Source organism: Peribacillus sp. NPDC058002, from assembly GCF_042886655.1.
GTDB classification, from domain to species: Bacteria; Bacillota; Bacilli; order Bacillales; family DSM-1321; genus Peribacillus; species Peribacillus aracenensis.
Genome location: NZ_JBHVQU010000001.1, coordinates 47,249 through 62,564 on the forward strand (window position 1 = coordinate 47,249; position 15,316 = coordinate 62,564).

Consider the following 15,316-nt stretch of genomic DNA (forward strand, 5'->3'; position numbering starts at 1 on the left):
TGGGAGAATCGAACGCAGTTAAAATGAAATGTTGATAAGGGATGATGTATTTTTGCTTGATTCCTATTCGGATGTAAAGAAGGATTTGAAAAAAAAATTAAAAAGTAAATCTTCCGGCCTCCTGCCCTTTTTATCCGAAAACGATAAACAACGCATTCACTATATAAGAGAACAGACAAAACAACATAATCAAAACAATGTTACACGGACTCGGGCTTATTATAATTTTTATCTCGAGCATCCAGAAATCCATTGGGCCCTCCTTGGACATATGGTATCGAGGAACGTTGGCTGGAACATGACCGATTTAAAAGGGGATTTGCTGACAAAACTTCTGCCAGAAAGAGATCAGAAGGCGATTTATTCTTTTTTGGAACGCGGTAGCTGGTTGATTTTTCAGGATGTGTATCCCCAGTGTTTGATTTATGACCTAAGTGTGAAAGCCAACCAGGAAATGTTCCACCTTTTACACTTTTTTCACATTTCCACCTTTATGGAAACGATGTGGCGTTATTTTTGGAACAGCGGGGATTCCTACACTCTTGCGATTGCGACTGTGATAAATGAACAAAGTTATTTGGAAAAAAGAGTGATCCAAAATGATCATTTTAAAAAAACCGTAACCGGTACGGCCAGCTTCAAGTTGTATGATTTTTTGCGTTTCAATCACATTCTTTTTCCATACTGTGCAGAGGGAAATAGGCACCGAGTCTTACTAGCCGGCGCTACTTCGCGCCATTTCACTTCGCTTCACGAACGAATTTTATTCGGAAAAAGATTGTATGCCCTCCTTTTTCAGCGTACAAATATTTCAGCGGGCATTTTGAAATGGGCGAACGAACATCCCCATACGGGTTCACGAAAAGATTATTGGCCAGATTTGTTTAACGATGTAAACGAATTTTTCCCCCGTTCCCTTTATAAACCTCGGGTCAAGAATTGTAAGTTGAGAAAAGGCGCCGCCGACCGGTTGTACAGTCCACTGTTAAAATACGCCTGGCCGAATACTTCTCATGAAGATGCGGAAGGTGGTGACTGGTTTGAGGATTGGCATGTTCTGGACTATATTCATAAGGAAGTCGATGTGAATGGAGATATATTCGGGAATTATTGCAAAACGCTTGAAATAATTGAGCTTGCGGTCATGGGAAAGGAAGCCCTTCTGTTTCGGGAAGAGGAATAACCATCAACCTGCGGAGATTTTGACAGCAGTTCAAATTAGATAAATGAAACAACATTCTTGTAGACTTCAGAGCCCCCGGCAACTCCAATAGAAGTTGTCGGGGGCTCTGTGTAATATTGGACTAGATCTACATTATAAACGAATTTATAAAGCATAAAGATGTTATGATGACAATTTTATGCTTCAGTCACACAAAATAAAAAACCACCAATATATGTATTGGTGGAGACGGTGGGAGTCGAACCCACGTCCAGACATAACGGCACTTAAGCTTCTACGAGTGTAGTCGATATATTCGCATTTCGCGAACTCATTAGCCTATCGACAGGCGGCAGAGCAGCTAGTCTGATTGGTCTCTTCCTTCATCCTCAGACGGTGGATTCCGGCGTATCCCACTTAGAGTGAGTCCCTTACCCTACCACGTGGGCCATGGAGGGAGGAACAGCTATCGACTGTTATTAAGCAGCGAAAGCTAGGTTGTTGTTTTGTTTGCCAGTTATAGGCGTTGACGTTTTAACGAGGCCGATCCCCTCGACTCGCAACTTAAGCTCGAACTATCCCTGTCGAATCCGTAACGTCCCCATGATAGAAATGGAGCGTACGAGAAAAGAATAGTCAGCAAGTTGGCTGATATTCAATTGTCATCGGTACAGGATTAATTATAACAGATTGGTTCAAAAAATCAATTGTAAGGTCTTGGCAGTTCTACATCTTCTGCCGCTCACGGAAAGCACGTTCGATATCACGTTTCGCTTCCTTCTTCTTCAGGTCTTCACGCTTGTCATATTGTTTCTTCCCTTTACCCAGACCGATTAAAACCTTGGCAAAGCCATTTTTCAAATACATTTTCAATGGCACGATCGTGTAACCCGTTTCTTTCGTTTCGCCAATCAGCTTATTGATTTCCTTTTTATGCAGAAGGAGTTTACGTGTCCGCAAAGGGTCATGGTTAAACTGGTTTCCCTGCTCATATGGACTGACATGCATATTATGAAGATAGATTTCGCCATTTTCTATTTTAGCAAAGGCATCCTTCAAATTCACTCGGGCCGCACGGATTGACTTTATTTCCGTTCCTTTCAAAACGATACCCGCTTCAAACGTTTGTTCAATAAAGAAATCATGATAAGCTTTTTTATTTTGTGCTAGTTGTTTACCTGAGCCTTTTGGCATCTAACTCTCCCCTTTTTACATCCAATCACGGCGAGAGGATGTAATGATCATCCCCCCGCCCAATCTTTATCTCTTTTTTGGTTTTCTCTTGCGCTTGGCAGCTGGCGCATTTTCGAAGAATTTTTTCTTCTTTTTCGATTTTCTTCCAGAAGAAGGCGAATCTCCATTACGGCCGCCGCCTTTTCCTTCCTTACGCCCTCCATTGCCGCCTCGGCCGCGTTTGCGTTCGCCTGAATTGGCTTTGAATATTTTCTTCTCGCCAGATGGACGCGGACGGCTTACCTTCATGCCGATGATTTCAAAATCGATGGCGCGTTCCTCTTTATTGACGTTGGAAACACGTACGTCGATCTCATCGCCAATCCGGAACACATTACCGGTACGCTCCCCGATCATTGCAAGCTGACGCTCATCGAAGCGGTAATAATCATCCGTCATGAAGCTGACATGGACAAGTCCTTCAATGGTGTTCGGCAACTCGACGAACATCCCGAAATTCGTAACCGAACCAATGATCCCGGTATATTCTTCGCCGATCTTATCCAGCATATATTCCGCTTTCTTCAGATCATCCGTTTCCCGTTCAGCATCTACTGAGCGACGTTCACGTTTCGATGTGTGATCGGCAATCTCAGGTAAATTGGCATTCCATTTCTCCTTCGTGGCTTCATCCATTTTACCTTCCACCAAGTAGGTCCTGATCAACCTGTGCACGATCAAATCCGGGTAACGGCGAATCGGCGATGTGAAATGTGTATAAAACTCAGCAGATAAACCAAAGTGACCTAAGCTCTCCGGATCATATTTCGCCTGTTGCATGGAACGAAGCATGACGGTGGAAATGACCGTTTCTTCCGGTTTACCGGCAACTGCCTCAATGATTTCCTGTAACGCCTTAGGATGGACGTCATTGGCCGATCCCCGTACAATATATCCGAAATTCGTAATGAATTCGAAGAAACGCTGCAGTTTTTCCGGCTTTGGATCTTCATGAATACGGTAGATGAACGGAACGTCAAGACGGTGGAAATGCTCTGCAACGGTTTCATTTGCCGCAAGCATGAACTCTTCAATCAGCTTTTCCGCAACTGACCTTTCACGTAAAACTACATCAGTCGGATGGCCATCTTCATCAACGATGACTCTCGCTTCATTGAAATCAAAGTCGATCGCACCGCGGTTCATCCGGTTTTTACGAAGGATGGCCGCTAACTTCTCCATGTCCTGGAACATTGGCACCAATGCTTCATAGCGTTCGAGCTGTTCTTCATCTTTATCCACAAGGATTTTGTTCACATTGCCATATGTCATACGTTCCGTCGTCTTAATGACACTTTCAAAAATGTCATGATTGATGACTTTACCATCTGGCGTGATTTCCATTTCACAAGAGAGTGTAAAACGATCGACTTGTGGGTTCAAGGAACAAATGCCATTCGATAAACGATGCGGGATCATCGGAATGACCCTGTCCACCAAATAAACGCTCGTCCCTCTTTCCAAAGCTTCCTTATCAATTGGAGATCCTTCCTTTACATAATGGCTGACATCCGCAATGTGAACACCCAGCTTGTAATTGCCATTTTCAAGTTTAGAGACAGTGACGGCGTCATCCAGGTCCTTTGCATCCGCTCCATCAATCGTGACCAAAACATCATTGCGCAAATCCCTGCGGTTGCCTATTTCACTTTCTTGAATGGTATCCGAAACGGCATTGGCTTGCTCCATTACGTCTTCCGGGAACTCCATCGGCAAACCATATTTATGGATGACGGAAAGAATATCCACGCCAGGGTCATTTTTATGCCCCAGAATTTCAATGACTTCGCCTTCGGCACTTATGCGTCCTTCAGGGTAGGAAGTAAGCTTGACGACAACCTTATGCCCCTCTACCGCTCCATGTGAAGCGTGCTGCGGGATGAAGATATCGCTTGCGATCTTTTTATCATCAGGTATGACGAAACCAAAACTTTTACTTTCGGAGTATGTACCGACCACTTGTGTAATTCCGCGTTCAAGTATTCTGATGACCGTGCCTTCTTGCCTTGAGCCGGATGTTTCCGAAGATACTCGTACCATGACGACATCTCCATGCATCGCTGTGCCCGTTTCATTTGGCGGAATGAAAATATCATCCATTCCTGGGTTGTCCTCAGGTGTCACAAAGGCGAATCCCTTTGCATGCCCCGTTAATTTACCGCGGAACAAATTCATTTTTTGCGGCAGGCCGTAACGATTGCTTCTTGTTCTGACCACCAATCCCTTTTCTTCCATTTTCACTAAAGCCTTAACGAAGTTCTTGAAATCTGCCGAGTCTTCGATTTTCAAAGCCTCTTCCAGTTCTTGTACCGTTAACGGCTTATACGCTTCATCCGTCATGTATGTCAGAAGCTTATTAATATGTTCTTGAATGTTATCTTCCATGAAAACCCTCCTATTCAGGGTATAATAAATTTGTTATTCGGACCAATCCAGACTTTCTAAAAATTCCAATACATCTTCATGCAACTGGTCTTTTTCTTTATCAAGTGTTAAGACATGGCCGGATTCTTCATACCACTTGATTCGTTTGACCGGTGATTCAATGGAATCAATAATAATATCGGCACTTTTTGGATTGATAACATCATCATGCCGGCCCTGCACGACAAATGTCGGAGCGTAAATAAGGTCGACGTGCTCTCTTACATCCGTTATCAATTCCTGAAGGGCCTTCAATGTATTCATCGGTTTATCGGCAAGGAGGTCCATTTCAAGCTCTATTTGCTCTTGAGTTTTTCCTTCATACTTCTTAAATTCTCTGGCGTACTCCAATACTCCTTTAAACATCATTTCTTCACTTTTAATATGCATAGGCGCACACATCGATACGATACCCTTTATAGGTACAGTGTAACCTAATTTAAGAGAAAATACGCCTCCTAATGAGAGTCCGGCAACAGCAATTTCTTCATGGCCTTTGCTTTTCAGAAAATCATAGGCCATCATGACATCTTTCCACCAATCTTCCGGGCCCGTTTTCACCAGCTCCTCTGGCGGGACGCCATGCCCTTTATAGTGCGGGGCATGGCAGGTGTATCCCTGTTTCTCCAAGTAACGGCCCAGCATCCGTACATCCGCCGAATTCCCCGTAAATCCATGTAAAAGTAAGACCGCCCTTTTTCCGGCTTCAAAAGTAAAGGGCTGCTGCAGCTTGATTTTCATGACTTCAAACTCCTTTATCAGTAAATAGAATGAAAAATATCCCTATCCTATAATTAAGTACTAAAATCACTATATCTATTCATGCAACTATTGTGCAAAGAAAAAAGCCTAGCTAATTAGCTAGACTCATTTTTGATACATTACACATCAAAGAAAGCAACAAGTAAAGTTAAAGCAAAGAATAAAATCGCCAATACTATCGTTGCACGATGTAAAATCAGGTCCAAACCGCGTGCCTTTTGCTTTCCGAATAGCTGCTCGGCACCGCCGGCAATCGCACCAGATAAACCTGCACTCTTACCTGATTGAAGCAATACCGTCACAATGAGGGCGATACTGACAATCACTAAAAGCGTTATGAGAAATGCATGCATGCAATTACACCTCCTGAAGAACCAATAAACAATTACTTTAACTTTACCACACCCAATAAATATCCACAATCTTTGTTATACTATGATGGTAAGAATTCCTAAAACCCATAGTCATTTATTTCTTTTTGAAACAAAGTTTGAGATAATTTGTATAAATAGAGAAAGAGGTGTCAACATGTTTAAGTCCATACTTCGGATTCTTGATCTCCTGACCATCCTATTCTCGGCGGTTGCCGGCTATTCTTTATGGACAGGCGGAAGCAATCTTATCAGTGTCCTATTAATCATCCTATCACCGCTTTTATTGCTGCTGGCAAAGTATCACGGAAATCGATACTTATTATTTGCTGCATATATCACGACAACCGTTTATTTTACTGCTATTATTTATAATGGACTTTCCAATAGCGGTATCGACTTTTTCCAATCAAACTTCCATGTCCTCCTGATCGGGGCAGCAGCTGTCTTGCTGAGCATCATAGCAGCGGTCATCGGGTTTGGGACCAATACCCTTACGATCCTTTGGTTATCGCTGCACGGCCTTGTCACATTCGAGACAATCAGGATGTCATCTGGTTTCCTATCGCACTTTTGGTCTGATCCCGTCGTGCAAACCGCAGTCCGTAATGATTATCCTTTTTTGTTGATGGTGGTCTGGATTGGCTTATTTCTTGATAAATATCAAAGTGAATTAACAAGGGATTACTTATCACGATAATCTTTCAAAACTATTTTTATTGGAAATCTTATATTAAAAGCAAGGGGCCTTTCATATGTTAAAACCTATATTTGCAGCAACTGCTCTATCATCTTTCATTCTGATGGCTGGCTGTTCATTCGACCTGACCAGCGATGATAAAAAAGAGCCAAAAGAAGAACAACCGAGCTCCCAGGATAAGGAGTCAGAAACTGATAAGAATCATGATTCAAATGAATCGGCCCAACGTCAGGTGGAAGTTGATGAAACGGTTAAACCCGCACAGGCTGGCCTTCAGACATTAGCCAACCCGGAAAGCATACCTGTACTTGTCAATAAACAATACAGCCTGCCGGAAGATTACAAACCTGATGACCTTATCTACCCAAAAGTGGATTTCATCTTTCAAGATAAAATTGAAAAAAGAATGATGCGCGAAGAAGCGGGAAAGGCTCTTGAAAAAATGTTCCAGGCTGCCGAAAAAGAAAACATGCACTTTGCCGGTGTTTCCGCGTACCGTTCACATCAAACACAAATCACGGTCTTTAATAACTATGTGGCAAAGGACGGGGAAGAAAAAGCGAAAACCTACAGTGCAATGCCTGGGACAAGCGAGCATGAAACGGGTCTCGCGATTGATGTTACGACCCACGACGGTGCATGTGCTGCCCAAGACTGCTTCGGTGATACGAATGAAGCGACCTGGCTTGCCGAGCATGCCCATGAATATGGATTTATCATCCGCTATCCGGAAGGCAAGGAAAACATCACAGGGTATAAATACGAACCATGGCACATCCGCTATGTAGGTGTCGATGCCGCAACTGAAATTTTCCAAACGAAGAGCACATTGGAAGAATACTATAATGCCGTACCAGTGGAAGCTGTATCGAATAAATAAAAAAAAGGTGCCCGGATGCGGCACCTTTTTTTATTAATCAAACGTTTGATTAACTCCTTTTATCAGCCCTGAACCAAGCTGGAATCAGTGACTGGACGGCTAACGCTATAGGCAAAAAAACCTCCCATTCAATGTGCATTCTCACATTGAATGGGAGGTTAAAAGAAATCATTATAATGAATCCATCCGCTTCTTGCCAGAAGCGGAATCCCAAAATAATTACTTCTTCAAGTTATAGAAAGATTTCAAGCCGCCATATACAGCCAAGTCACCAAGCTGGTCTTCGATGCGAAGTAGTTGGTTGTATTTAGCGATACGGTCTGTACGGGACATGGAACCCGTTTTGATTTGGCCCGCGTTTGTTGCAACGGCGATGTCAGCGATCGTTGCATCTTCCGTTTCACCGGAACGGTGGGAAACGACTGCAGTGTAGCCTGCGCGTTTAGCCATTTCGATTGCATCAAACGTTTCAGTAAGTGTACCAATTTGATTCACTTTGATCAGGATGGAGTTACCAATGCCCTTTTCAATGCCTTCAGCCAATTTTTTCGTGTTCGTTACGAAAAGATCGTCACCCACCAATTGAACTTTAGAACCGATGCGCTCCGTTAAAAGCTTATGGCCATCCCAGTCATTTTCATCCAAGCCGTCTTCGATGGAAAGAATAGGGAACTCATTCACTAGCTCTTCATAGAAAGCAACCATTTCTTCGGATGTAACGCCATTGCGGCCTTCTCCTGCAAGATCATATTTGCCTGTTTCTTTGTTATAGAATTCAGATGAAGCTACGTCCATGCCAAGGTAGATATCTTCGCCTGCTTTGTAGCCAGCTTTTTCGATCGCTTCGATGATGACTTGCAACGCTTCACGGTTTGAACCAAGGTTTGGCGCAAAGCCGCCCTCATCGCCGACTGCCGTATTCAAGCCTTTGGCAGAAAGGACAGATTTCAACGCATGGAATACTTCAGCACCCATACGAACTGCTTCTTTGAAGCTAGGAGCGCCTACAGGAAGGATCATGAATTCCTGGAAGTCTACATTGTTATCGGCATGTGATCCTCCGTTAATGATGTTCATCATTGGAGTTGGAAGTTGTTTCGCATTGAACCCACCAAGGTAACGGTACAATGGTAAACCTGAAAATTCCGCAGCGGCATGGGCAGCAGCCATTGACACGCCAAGGATTGCATTAGCTCCCAGGTTTCCTTTGTTTTCAGTGCCATCCAATTCAATCATAGTAAGGTCAAGGCCTGCTTGGTTCGTTACATCCAAACCGATGACAGCTTCAGCAATGATATCATTTACATTATCGACTGCTTTTTGTACCCCTTTACCCAGGTAACGAGATTTATCTCCGTCACGAAGCTCAACCGCTTCATGTTCCCCTGTTGAAGCACCTGATGGTACGATCGCACGTCCGAAGTATCCGGACTCTGTTTGGATTTCTACTTCTATTGTTGGATTACCACGGGAATCTAGCACTTCGCGTGCATATACATGTTCAATGTACGGCATTATAAATCTCTCCTTTTCCTATTCACAATTTTATTTAGATAATAGGGATTTCCCTGTCATTTCAACAGGTTTTTCGACTCCAAGCAAATCAAGCATCGTTGGAGCTAAATCGCCTAAGATACCACCTGTTCTTAATGTTACCTGATTTTTTGTGATAATGACAGGCACGGGATTCGTAGTATGGGCTGTCATGGGGTCGCCTTCAAGCGTTACGACTTCATCAGCGTTCCCATGGTCAGCTGTAATGATTGCTGTACCGCCTTTTGAGACGATTAAATCGACAATCCTGCCTAGACATTCATCCACTGTTTCAATCGCTTTAATGGTAGGCTCAAGCATCCCTGAATGACCAACCATGTCCGGGTTGGCAAAATTCAAGAGAATGGCATCAAAACGGTCAGCCTCAATCTGTTCCACCAATGCATCCGTCACTTCATAAGCACTCATTTCCGGTTTTAAATCATATGTAGCGACTTTCGGAGAATTAATTAAAATCCTCTCTTCACCAGGAAACTTCTCTTCACGTCCGCCGCTCATGAAAAACGTCACATGCGGATATTTTTCAGTTTCAGCGATACGAAGCTGGGTAAGCTGGTTTTGGGAAAGTACTTCCCCTAATGTATTATCAAGATTTGTCGGATTAAATGCAACATATCCGTCAACTGTTTCTGAAAAATGTGTCAAACAGACAAAATGGAGATGCTTCGGATGTCCAGGACCGCGGTCAAATGAGCGAAAATCCTCATTCGTGAACGTATTGGAAATCTGAATCGCCCGATCTGGACGGAAGTTATAAAAGATTACGGCATCATCATTTTTAATCGTTGCCACCGGTTTACCGTCTTCCGCCGTTATGACCGAAGGTATCACGAACTCGTCAAAAATGCCGTGTTCGTAGGAATCCTCGACACATTCCATCGCAGAAGAGTAAGCAGGGCCATCACCATACACCATCGAACGGTAGGATTTTTCCACACGTTCCCAGCGCTTATCACGGTCCATCGAATAATATCTTCCGGATATGGTCGCAAACTGACCAACACCGATTTCCTTCATTTTCGCTTCCGCTTCCTTAATATAACCCTGCGCCGTTTTCGGTCCCACATCACGGCCATCTAAAAATGCATGTACATATACATTTTTAACTCCTTCTTTTGCGGCCAATTTCAGGAGGGCATACATATGATCAATATGACTGTGCACGCCGCCATCTGAAAGAAGACCGAAAAGATGAAGGTCCGTGCCTTTTTCCTTAGTATGGCTCATGGCATCGACCAAAGTTGGATTTTGTGCAAACTCGCCTTCACGGATAGCCAGATTCACACGGGTCAGACTTTGATAAACGATCCGTCCTGCCCCGATATTCAAATGCCCCACTTCCGAGTTCCCCATTTGACCGGCAGGCAAGCCGACCGCTTCCCCGCTTGCCGTTAAATGGGAATGCGGATACTGTTCCCAATAACGGTCAAAGTTCGGTTTTTTCGCATGATAAACAGCATTTCCCTTTTCTTCGTTACGGCAGCCAAAACCGTCTAAGATAATAAGTGCCACAGGCGACTTACTCATAGTGACCAGCCTCCAGCAATTGTAAAAATGAATCGGATTTCAAACTTGCACCGCCAACCAATGCACCGTCTATATCAGGTTGTGCCATGTACTCTTTAATATTCTCAGGTTTTACACTCCCACCGTACTGAATGCGGATGGCTGCAGCTGCTTCATTTGAAAATTTGTCGGCAACAACTGAACGGATATGTGCACAAACTTCATTTGCATCTTGAGCAGATGACGATTTTCCTGTTCCAATCGCCCAAATCGGCTCATAAGCAATAACAGCTTGTTTCAATTGATCGTCGGATAATCCTGCCAAGCCTTTTTCAATCTGGCTGCCTACGAAATCATTCGTTTCGCCAGCTTCCCTTTGCTCAAGTGTTTCACCGCAGCATACGATCGGTGTCAACTTGTGGGCAAAAGCGGCATGAGCTTTTTTATTAACGGCTTCATCCGTTTCGTTGAACATTTCCCGGCGCTCGGAATGACCAAGTATGACGTAGGATACACCAAGATCAGCCAATGCGATTGGGCTGATTTCTCCTGTGAAAGCACCGCTTTCTTCAAAGTGCATGTTCTGCGCCCCAATTTTCACATCGGTTCCTTTTGCTGCTTGAACCAGCTGATCCAAAAATAAAGCTGGAGCACATACAACCGTATCGATTACATCTTGCTTCGGAATCAAATTGCTCACTTCTTCTAAAAAGGCAGTCGCTTCAGATAGTGTTTTATTCATTTTCCAGTTTCCTGCAATAATCGGTTTACGCATTTGGTTCCTCATCCCTTCTAAAGTTGAAATATGTAACGGATTGATCTTATTTATCGTTCAAGGCCACAACGCCAGGCAACTCTTTGCCTTCCATGAACTCAAGAGATGCACCGCCGCCAGTTGAAATATGGGACATCTTTTCTGCCAAGCCAAACTTTTCTGCAGCTGCGGCTGAATCCCCTCCGCCTACAATGCTGTACGTATCTTTCGCTTCCGCCAATGCTTCAGCAACCGTTCTCGTTCCATTCGCAAATTTATCGAACTCGAATACACCCATTGGTCCATTCCAAATGACAAGCTTAGAACTTTTGATCACATCCGCAAATAAATCACTTGTTTTTGGACCGATATCAAGAGCCATTTTATCATTTGGAATAGCATCGATATCGACATTCTCTGCCTCTGCATCAGGTGAAAATTCAGCCGTTACGACTGCATCGATAGGCAAGTGAAGTTTTACGCCTTTTTCTTTTGCACTTTCGATGAAAGATTTGGCCAATTCTATTTTGTCTTCTTCCAATAAAGAATTACCAATTTCATGGCCTTGCGCTTTAATGAATGTATAACCCAGACCACCACCAATGATCAAGTGATCGACTTTTTCCAAAAGGTTTTCGATAACGCCTATCTTATCCTTTACTTTTGCTCCGCCAATTATAGCTGTAAAAGGACGTTCCGGGTTCGATAGGGCTTTTCCTAGTACAGAAAGCTCTTTTTCCATCAGCAATCCGGCAACAGCTGGAAGATGGTGCGCTATCCCTTCAGTTGAAGCATGTGCACGATGCGCAGCTCCGAATGCATCGTTAACATAAACATCAGCCAGTGCAGCAAATGACTTCGCCAATTCTTGATCGTTCTTCTCTTCTCCTGGATAGAAACGAACGTTTTCCAACAACAGGATCTCGCCATTTTGCATGTTAGCGATGATTGATTGCACGTTCTCTCCATATGCTTCTTCTGCCTTTTGCACGTCTTTGCCACTAAGTTCGCTTAGTCTTTTTGCAACAGGTGCCAGACGCAATTCTTCAACGACTTGTCCTTTAGGACGGCCAAGATGGCTGGCTAGGATGACTTTAGCCCCCTGTTCCGTCAGATAGGAAATCGTCGGCAGTGCTGCTTTGATTCTAGTATCGTCCGAAATCTCCCCGTCCTGCATCGGCACATTGAAATCAACACGGCAAAAGACGCGTTTCCCCTTTAATTCAATATCTTTAATCGACTTTTTATTCATAATCCAAGAACCTCCTTAGATATTGTTATCATATTTTTGATTCTTTTAGTCAAAAAGGGAGAGGGTAAATTTCCCAACTCCCCTTTTCTCTTTTTCATTATAGTCGGTTTCCAGGAAATTATCCAAAAACAAGAAATGTAAACGCTTGACTGATTAATGACTTACTAATAATATCATCTTCTGCCAAGTTTTTTTAGAGGTGTGATAAAAAAAACCTCACCTTGGTGAGGTTTTTTTATTATTCTAATTACAATCCTTTTTTAGCCAAATAGTCGATCAAATCAACAACACGGCTAGAATATCCTGTTTCATTATCATACCAAGATAATACTTTAACCATGTTTCCTTCCATTACCATTGTGGAAAGGGCATCAATTGTAGATGATGATGGGTTACCGTTATAGTCAGTTGATACTAGCGGAAGTTCGCTGTACTCAAGGATTCCTTTTAATTCGCCTTCAGAAGCCTTTTTGAATGCTGCATTAACTTCTTCAACTGTTGTGTCTTTTTCAAGCTCTGCAACAAGGTCGACAACAGACACGTTTGGAGTAGGTACGCGCATTGCCATACCATTCAACTTCCCTTTAAGTTCAGGAAGGACAAGTGCAACAGCTTTTGCTGCCCCAGTTGTTGTAGGAATGATATTCTCGGCAGCTGCACGTGCACGGCGGTAATCTTTATGAGGCAAATCAAGGATTTGCTGATCATTTGTATATGAGTGAACTGTAGTCATCATACCGCGTTTGATTCCGAATTGTTCATGAAGCACTTTAGCAAATGGAGCCAAGCAGTTCGTTGTACAAGAAGCATTAGAGATTACATGGTGGTTTGCTGCATCATATTTGTCTTCATTTACACCCATGACAATCGTGATATCTTCATCAGATGCAGGAGCAGAGATGATTACTTTTTTCGCGCCCGCTTCTAAATGCTTAGCTGCATCTGCCCGTTTTGTGAAACGTCCCGTAGATTCTACAACTACTTCTACTCCTAGTTCACCCCATGCTAATTGTGCAGGATCACGTTCAGCCAATACTTTTACTTTGTGACCATCAACCACAAGGTAATCCCCATCAACTGTTACTTTTTCATTAAGAGATCCATGAATTGTATCGTATTGAAGAAGGTGCGCTAACATATTAGCATCCGTTAAGTCGTTAATAGCAACAATTTCTACCCCAGGATTACTCAATGCTGCACGAAATACATTACGTCCAATACGTCCAAAACCATTAATACCAACTTTTACTGCCATGAAAAATTCCTCCTTTTAAGTTCGCAAATATATTAAGGGGTGTAATTCCCCTGAATTAACTCTTGTGCCGCCGCTTCATCCGTGATCAAAACGGTTGATGAAGGTGCGCCTTTCATGTAGGAGCGGATAGCCTTTGCTTTAGTTTTACCACCTGCCACAGTTATCACTCGCTTTTCAGGGCTAAGATCATCTAACTGAATGCCGACTGTCAAAACTTTATGAACAACTTTGCCGTTTTCATCGTAGTAATAACCGAATGCCTCTCCTACAGCATTTCCATCTAACAGCTTCTTTAACATTTCTGGCGAAGAATTTCTTCTCTCTGCCATCGCCATGGCATCACCGATTCCATGAATGATCATATCGGCAGATTTAATTTGCGAAATCACTTCTTTAATTGCAGGTTCCTTCTGAAACGAAGCATAAACCTCACCGCTTAATTGATCGGGTACATATAACACTCTGTATGAAGCCTGTGCCTTCTGTGCCATTTTTTCGACAATCGTATTGGCCTGATTCTGCACTGCTTCACCGATTCCCCCGCGGGCAGGGACAAATATCAATTTCTTCGACGCATCATCAGGCGACAACGAATTGGCCACTTCGGCCATTGTCGATCCGCCAGTGACCGCAATGATATTCTTTGAGTTCCATTCCCGTTTCATACGGTTTGCACAAGCTTTACCCAATTCTTTTTTCACCCATGGGGTCTCATCACAATTTCCTGAGACGATAATGACCTCATCCACTTGTAACAAATCCTGCAATTGCCGTTCCATTATGTCTATACCCATTACTTCACGCATTATTCCTTCTAACTTATCCAGGATTTCAATCCCTTCATCAGTCAGCGTCATGCCAGAGCTGAATATGTTAACTAGGTTCTGACTTTTCAGAAAATCAACCTCGCCTCTAAGCGTCCGTTCTGTCAAATTAAGGCTCACGGACAGACTGCGCCTTCCAACCGGCTGCATCATTTTGATATAACGCAGGATATCATATCTTTTTTGCATAACCAGAAGGAAATCTGGTAATAATTTTCTTTGTACCTCGAGTAATGTACGCATATTTAAAACTCCTAAAAAGTTAAGTTGGACACTTATTGTCCCGCGTAGTCATTTTTTGTCCCACTTAAAACAAAAAAATATTCCTGCTACATATTTTATTCTAGCAGGAACGGAATGTTTCTTCAAATGATTTGAAAAATTATTTTTCCCAAAGCCTATTTAGAGCTGATTTATCAACATTTCCAAATTGAACGATATCATCTTTCCATTTTACGACAGGAATCATCAGCCCGAATTTCTCTAGCAAATCATCATCGGTATGGATATCTATTTCCTTATAGCCTATGCCCGACTCCGCCTTCACTTCATTAAGTACCTGCTTGGCTTTATCACATAACGGGCATTTATCCCTACTATATAAGACAAACGCATTTGATTCCAAACCACTCATCCTTT

At 43.0% G+C, this 15,316-nt stretch carries 14 protein-coding genes and 1 other RNA gene; 3 read left to right on the forward strand and 12 right to left on the reverse strand.

Going from position 1 to position 15,316, the window contains the following annotated elements; translation table 11 throughout:
* Window positions 1–28: 28 nt before the first annotated feature.
* Window positions 29–1,183: a DUF2515 family protein gene (locus ACFVSH_RS00215; protein WP_387704288.1), complete on the forward strand. Its 1,155-nt coding sequence runs from the start codon at window positions 29–31 to the stop codon at window positions 1,181–1,183.
* 220 nt (window positions 1,184–1,403) lie between these two features.
* Here the strand turns inward: ACFVSH_RS00215 and ssrA are convergent.
* From ssrA to secG, 5 genes are all read right to left on the reverse strand, one after another.
* Window positions 1,404–1,765, reverse strand: a transfer-messenger RNA (tmRNA) gene (gene ssrA / locus ACFVSH_RS00220).
* A 123-nt stretch (window positions 1,766–1,888) separates the two neighbouring features.
* Window positions 1,889–2,356: an SsrA-binding protein SmpB gene (gene smpB, locus ACFVSH_RS00225; protein ID WP_387604141.1), complete on the reverse strand. Its 468-nt coding sequence runs from the start codon at window positions 2,354–2,356 to the stop codon at window positions 1,889–1,891.
* Window positions 2,357–2,422: 66 nt separating this feature from the next.
* Complete coding sequence (rnr, locus tag ACFVSH_RS00230; RefSeq protein ID WP_387704290.1) at window positions 2,423–4,780, reverse strand: ribonuclease R; 2,358 nt, start codon at window positions 4,778–4,780, stop codon at window positions 2,423–2,425.
* 33 nt (window positions 4,781–4,813) lie between these two features.
* Entirely contained in the window at window positions 4,814–5,560 is a 747-nt protein-coding gene (locus ACFVSH_RS00235; protein ID WP_387704292.1) for an alpha/beta hydrolase, read from the reverse strand.
* Between the two features lie 140 nt (window positions 5,561–5,700).
* Complete coding sequence (secG, locus tag ACFVSH_RS00240) at window positions 5,701–5,934, reverse strand: preprotein translocase subunit SecG (RefSeq protein ID WP_057912046.1); 234 nt, start codon at window positions 5,932–5,934, stop codon at window positions 5,701–5,703.
* Window positions 5,935–6,109: 175 nt separating this feature from the next.
* Here secG and ACFVSH_RS00245 point away from each other — a divergent pair, with 175 nt between their 5' ends.
* A complete protein-coding gene (locus ACFVSH_RS00245) occupies window positions 6,110–6,652 on the forward strand; it encodes a hypothetical protein (protein WP_387604147.1) in 543 nt (180 codons plus the stop codon).
* A gap of 55 nt (window positions 6,653–6,707) precedes the next feature.
* Complete coding sequence (locus ACFVSH_RS00250; RefSeq protein ID WP_260286285.1) at window positions 6,708–7,532, forward strand: M15 family metallopeptidase; 825 nt, start codon at window positions 6,708–6,710, stop codon at window positions 7,530–7,532.
* A gap of 219 nt (window positions 7,533–7,751) precedes the next feature.
* Here the strand turns inward: ACFVSH_RS00250 and eno are convergent, their stop codons facing one another.
* The 7 genes from eno to ACFVSH_RS00285 form a co-directional block, all read right to left on the reverse strand.
* The gene (gene eno, locus ACFVSH_RS00255; RefSeq protein ID WP_063574712.1) at window positions 7,752–9,047 is read right to left on the reverse strand and encodes a phosphopyruvate hydratase; all 1,296 of its coding nucleotides are present in this window, start codon (window positions 9,045–9,047) and stop codon (window positions 7,752–7,754) included.
* Window positions 9,048–9,077: 30 nt separating this feature from the next.
* On the reverse strand, window positions 9,078–10,613 hold the full coding sequence (gpmI, locus tag ACFVSH_RS00260) for a 2,3-bisphosphoglycerate-independent phosphoglycerate mutase (RefSeq protein ID WP_349728748.1): 1,536 nt from the start codon (window positions 10,611–10,613) through the stop codon (window positions 9,078–9,080).
* The gene (gene tpiA / locus ACFVSH_RS00265) at window positions 10,606–11,367 is read right to left on the reverse strand and encodes a triose-phosphate isomerase (RefSeq protein ID WP_106027029.1); all 762 of its coding nucleotides are present in this window, start codon (window positions 11,365–11,367) and stop codon (window positions 10,606–10,608) included. The genes gpmI and tpiA overlap by 8 nt, the downstream gene beginning before the upstream one ends.
* 46 nt (window positions 11,368–11,413) lie before the next feature.
* Window positions 11,414–12,598, reverse strand: a complete 1,185-nt coding sequence (locus ACFVSH_RS00270) for a phosphoglycerate kinase (protein WP_192207076.1) — start codon at window positions 12,596–12,598, stop codon at window positions 11,414–11,416.
* Between the two features lie 247 nt (window positions 12,599–12,845).
* Window positions 12,846–13,853, reverse strand: coding sequence for a type I glyceraldehyde-3-phosphate dehydrogenase (gap, locus tag ACFVSH_RS00275; protein WP_076368241.1), 1,008 nt, complete (start codon window positions 13,851–13,853; stop codon window positions 12,846–12,848).
* A 32-nt stretch (window positions 13,854–13,885) separates the two neighbouring features.
* Complete coding sequence (locus ACFVSH_RS00280; RefSeq protein ID WP_387704294.1) at window positions 13,886–14,920, reverse strand: sugar-binding transcriptional regulator; 1,035 nt, start codon at window positions 14,918–14,920, stop codon at window positions 13,886–13,888.
* 139 nt (window positions 14,921–15,059) lie between these two features.
* The gene (locus ACFVSH_RS00285; RefSeq protein ID WP_387704296.1) at window positions 15,060–15,311 is read right to left on the reverse strand and encodes a glutaredoxin family protein; all 252 of its coding nucleotides are present in this window, start codon (window positions 15,309–15,311) and stop codon (window positions 15,060–15,062) included.
* Between the last annotated feature and the right edge of the window lie 5 nt (window positions 15,312–15,316).

Bases quoted from the DNA above. Each gene is read 5' to 3' on its own strand.
- ACFVSH_RS00215 (WP_387704288.1), top strand. From the start codon at position 29: ATGTTGATAAGGGATGATGTATTTTTGCTTGATTCCTATTCGGATGTA.
- smpB (WP_387604141.1), bottom strand. From the start codon at position 2,356: ATGCCAAAAGGCTCAGGTAAACAACTAGCACAAAATAAAAAAGCTTAT.
- rnr (WP_387704290.1), bottom strand. From the start codon at position 4,780: ATGGAAGATAACATTCAAGAACATATTAATAAGCTTCTGACATACATG.
- ACFVSH_RS00235 (WP_387704292.1), bottom strand. From the start codon at position 5,560: ATGAAAATCAAGCTGCAGCAGCCCTTTACTTTTGAAGCCGGAAAAAGG.
- secG (WP_057912046.1), bottom strand. From the start codon at position 5,934: ATGCATGCATTTCTCATAACGCTTTTAGTGATTGTCAGTATCGCCCTC.
- ACFVSH_RS00245 (WP_387604147.1), top strand. From the start codon at position 6,110: ATGTTTAAGTCCATACTTCGGATTCTTGATCTCCTGACCATCCTATTC.
- ACFVSH_RS00250 (WP_260286285.1), top strand. From the start codon at position 6,708: ATGTTAAAACCTATATTTGCAGCAACTGCTCTATCATCTTTCATTCTG.
- eno (WP_063574712.1), bottom strand. From the start codon at position 9,047: ATGCCGTACATTGAACATGTATATGCACGCGAAGTGCTAGATTCCCGT.
- gpmI (WP_349728748.1), bottom strand. From the start codon at position 10,613: ATGAGTAAGTCGCCTGTGGCACTTATTATCTTAGACGGTTTTGGCTGC.
- tpiA (WP_106027029.1), bottom strand. From the start codon at position 11,367: ATGCGTAAACCGATTATTGCAGGAAACTGGAAAATGAATAAAACACTA.
- ACFVSH_RS00270 (WP_192207076.1), bottom strand. From the start codon at position 12,598: ATGAATAAAAAGTCGATTAAAGATATTGAATTAAAGGGGAAACGCGTC.
- gap (WP_076368241.1), bottom strand. From the start codon at position 13,853: ATGGCAGTAAAAGTTGGTATTAATGGTTTTGGACGTATTGGACGTAAT.
- ACFVSH_RS00280 (WP_387704294.1), bottom strand. From the start codon at position 14,920: ATGCGTACATTACTCGAGGTACAAAGAAAATTATTACCAGATTTCCTT.
- ACFVSH_RS00285 (WP_387704296.1), bottom strand. From the start codon at position 15,311: ATGAGTGGTTTGGAATCAAATGCGTTTGTCTTATATAGTAGGGATAAA.